We start from the raw sequence: 3,585 nt of genomic DNA on the forward strand, positions 1-3,585 counted from the left end.
GCGCCCGTCCGGCCTGCGTCCGTCCCGGCTGCGCCGGCCGGCCCCTGCCCAGCCGAGCGATCGCCGCCCGCGGAGGCGTCGCTCGGTTCGTGCTCAGTGCTCAGTCGTCGTACCTGACGTCGTCGCCGTCGATGATGTGCATCGCGGCTTCCTCGGCGGAGGCGCCCGCCCCGTCGATGCCCACATCGGTGCCGTAGACGTCGCCCTCGATATCCGGGCCCAATCCCTGGTCGGGCGCGACCAACCGGCCGGCCCGCCGGTCGCCAATCTCGGCATCCCCGAGCCAATCCTCGTCGGCCGGTATGGCATCGGGGTCGTCGCCACCGAGCGGCTCGACATCCAGCCCCGACTCGTTCAGCGGCGCGCCATAGGCGGAGTCCGGATCGGGGACCTCTTGCAGCACTCGTTGGTCGATCGTCTCGTGGCCGGCCTGCTCGCTCGCCGTCACGCCGAAGGCGCGCGATCCGCGGTCGGTGTCGGCGGGGGAGTACCCACGGTCGAGGACATCGTCGATGCCGTCGTCGATGAGGGTGTCCTCGGGCTGCAGTTGGTCCTCGTCGTCGAGGCTGTAGGCCGTCAGGTCGTCATTGATCGATTCGGTCTGCTCGGACATGACCTCATTCTCCTTCCGGGGTGCTCGCGGCGGCCGTATGCCGCGCCGCCAGCTTCTCGGCGCTCGCGAGAGCCACGCAGGTGGCCACGCCGGCCATCGCTGTCTCGACATCCGCGAGCACGGGGAAGGACGGCGCGAGCCGGATATTGCGATCCCGCGGATCGTGACCGCCCGGGAAAGACGCCCCCGCCGGCGTCAGCACGATCCCAGCGGCCTTGGCCAGCGCGACCACCCGGCCGGCCGTCCCGTCCAGCACATCGAGATTGACGAAATACCCGCCCGTCGGCTTCGACCAGGTCGCCACTTCCAGGCCGTCGAGCTCCGCAGTCAGCGCGGCGTCCACTGCCGCGAACTTGGGCGCGAGGATCTCGCGGTGCTTGACCATCAGGTCGCGCACCCCCTGGGGCGTCTTGAAGTACTGCACATGCCGCAACTGGTTGAGCTTGTCCGGCCCGATCGAAGCGAACTGCTGATGGCGCAGATACCAGGCGACGTTCTCCGCGCTCGCGGCCAGGAAGGCGACACCGGCGCCGGCATACGTGATCTTGGAGGTGGACGCGAACATGATCGGCCGGTTGGGGTGACCCGCCCCGGAGCAGACGGAAAGGATGTCGACGCCCTTGGCCTCCTGCTCGGTCAGGTGGTGAAAGGCATAGGCGTTGTCCCAGAAGATCTTGAAGTCGGGTGCTGCCGTCGGCATCGCGGCCAGCCGCGACGCAACCTCCATGCTGATCACCGAGCCCGAGGGGTTGGCATAGGTCGGGACGATCCACATGCCCTTGATCGCGGCATCGGTTGCGACGAGTGCCTCGATCGCGTCCGCATCCGGACCGTCTGCGAGCATGTCGACCGGAATCATTTCGATGCCATAGGACGCCAGCATCGTGAAGTGGCGGTCATACCCCGGCACCGGGCAGATGAACTTCACCCGCTCCTCGCGCGCCCACGCCCGCGCCGAGTCGACGGCGCCGTGCAGCAGCATCTGCACGAGGCAGTCGTGCATCATCGTCAGGCTGGAGTTGCCCCCGGCGACCACCTGTTCCGGCTCGACCCACAGCAGATCCGCGAACATCTCGCGGATCTCCCGAATCCCGGTCAGCCCCCCGTAGTTGCGGCAGTCGACCCCGTCGCCGTCCTTGACCGTGACCGGCAGGTGCAAGAGTTCGTCGGAGAGGTCGAGTTGCGCCGTGCTCGGCTTCCCCCGCGTCAGATCGAGCGCCAGGCCGCGCTCCTGCAGCACGGTGTACGCGCGTTGCTGGGCGGCCAGGTAGTCGCGCAATTGCGCGGCGGACAGGGACGACAACGGCTGCTTCGCGTCACTCACCCGCCCATCGTTCCACTTTCCGTATGCCGTTCGCGAGCGGCCCCGAGGGCGGCCGCGGTTCGCGTGCACCCACGATCGTCCCGTATGCTGATCCCTGGTCCATGGCTGCTCCGGCATGCCCGCGACCACCCGGGAACCGTGTCTCCGACCCGCGCGTTCCCCTAGGGCAGTGGCTCAATTGGTAGAGCACCGGTCTCCAAAACCGGCGGTTGGGGGTTCGAGTCCCTCCTGCCCTGCGGTAACGGCCCGGCCGTAGTCCACCCAGAACGACCAGAAGCGAGTTGACCCGTGACCGACCTCGACGCCCCGGCCCGCGGTAGCGCGAGCCGCCCGGCCAAGAGCGGCAAGGGCCTGAGCCCGATCGCGCGGCTGCGCCTGTTCATCCGTCAGGTCATCGACGAGATGCGCAAGGTCGTGCGGCCGACGCGCGATGAGTTGATCAACTACACCCTGGTCGTCATCGTCTTCGTGACCTTCATGATGGCGTTGACCTCGGGTCTGGACTTCGGCTTCAGCAAACTCGTGATGTGGGTCTTCGGGGGCTGACCCCTCAGCCCGCGGGCCGGCGAGCGCCGTGCCACGAAGACCGCCAGCCCTGGCTCGAGAAGAACGTGAGGTAGTACACCGATGTCGCAGGACGTGAACGCTCCGCAGGAGCCCGAGGACTTCGACGCCGCCGCGATCGATGTGCGCGCCGACGACCTCGTCGCGACCGAGGCCGCCGACGTCGACCTCGAGGTCGGGACCCCCGAAGGCACCGATGCGGTGACCGAGGACGAGGCTCTGGCCGACGAAGCCGCGGACGACGATGCGTCCGCCGATGGCCACGCGCTCGAGGACGACCGGGCGCCCGCCGAAGGCCAGGTGCTCGAGGACGAGGACGGCGACCTGCTGCCCGCCGATCCCGTGGCGGCCTTCCGTGACGAGCTCAAGGCCAAGTACGGCGACTGGTATGTCATCCACTCCTACGCGGGCTACGAGAACCGCGTCAAGCACAACCTCGAGACTCGCATGACCTCCCTCAACATGGAGGACTACATCTTCGAGGTCCAGGTGCCGATGGAAGACGTCACCGAGATCAAGAACGGCCAGAAGAAGGTCGTGCACCGCGTCCGGTATGCCGGCTATGTCCTGGTCCGGATGGAGTTGACCGATGAGTCGTGGGGTGCCGTGCGGCATACGCCCGGGGTCACCGGCTTCGTCGGCAACGCGCACGCCCCCGTGCCGCTGAGCTTCGATGAGGTCTTCGACATGCTCAAGCCGGTCGACCTCGGCGCGGCCAAGCCCGCCAAGGGCGTGGCGGGCGGAGTGGGCGGCAAGGGCGGGACGACCACCATTGTCGACTTCGAGATCGGTGAGTCGGTCACGGTCATGGAAGGCCCCTTCGAGACCATGCCGGCCACGATCTCCGAGATCAACCCCGACACCCAGAAGCTCAAGGTGCTGGTCTCGATCTTCGGCCGCGAGACCCCGGTCGAACTCGGCTTCAGCCAGGTCGCCAAGATCTAAGACACGGGGCTCCGCCCCCGTTTCCCCCCGAACGCGCGGAGCTCGCTCCGCTCGCACAATTGAAGATTTCCGCCGAACCAGGCTGCAAGCTCGCGGTTCGGCGGTGCAACCGGGTCATCGCCCACGGCGTCGGCCCACG

Annotated in this window: 4 protein-coding genes and 1 tRNA gene; 3 read left to right on the forward strand and 2 right to left on the reverse strand. The window is 67.9% G+C overall.

Annotated features, from left to right (window positions below):
* Positions 1–100: 100 nt before the first annotated feature.
* The gene (locus PKH97_RS15010; RefSeq protein WP_324388389.1) at positions 101–613 is read right to left on the reverse strand and encodes a DUF5709 domain-containing protein; all 513 of its coding nucleotides are present in this window, start codon (positions 611–613) and stop codon (positions 101–103) included.
* Positions 614–617: 4 nt separating this feature from the next.
* Entirely contained in the window at positions 618–1,937 is a 1,320-nt protein-coding gene (locus PKH97_RS15015; protein WP_324388390.1) for an aminotransferase, read from the reverse strand.
* A gap of 163 nt (positions 1,938–2,100) precedes the next feature.
* Between PKH97_RS15015 and PKH97_RS15020 the strand changes: the two genes are divergently transcribed.
* The 3 genes from PKH97_RS15020 to nusG all read left to right on the forward strand — a co-directional run bounded on the left by PKH97_RS15020 (position 2,101) and on the right by nusG (position 3,446).
* Positions 2,101–2,173: transfer RNA gene (locus tag PKH97_RS15020), tRNA-Trp, on the forward strand.
* 115 nt (positions 2,174–2,288) lie between these two features.
* A complete protein-coding gene (secE, locus tag PKH97_RS15025; RefSeq protein WP_324388393.1) occupies positions 2,289–2,483 on the forward strand; it encodes a preprotein translocase subunit SecE in 195 nt (64 codons plus the stop codon).
* An 81-nt stretch (positions 2,484–2,564) separates the two neighbouring features.
* Positions 2,565–3,446, forward strand: a complete 882-nt coding sequence (gene nusG, locus PKH97_RS15030; RefSeq protein ID WP_324388391.1) for a transcription termination/antitermination protein NusG — start codon at positions 2,565–2,567, stop codon at positions 3,444–3,446.
* The last annotated feature ends 139 nt before the right edge of the window (positions 3,447–3,585 follow it).

It is taken from the genome of Nostocoides sp. (assembly GCF_035343835.1).
GTDB classification, from domain to species: Bacteria; Actinomycetota; Actinomycetes; order Actinomycetales; family Dermatophilaceae; genus Nostocoides_A; species Nostocoides_A vanveenii.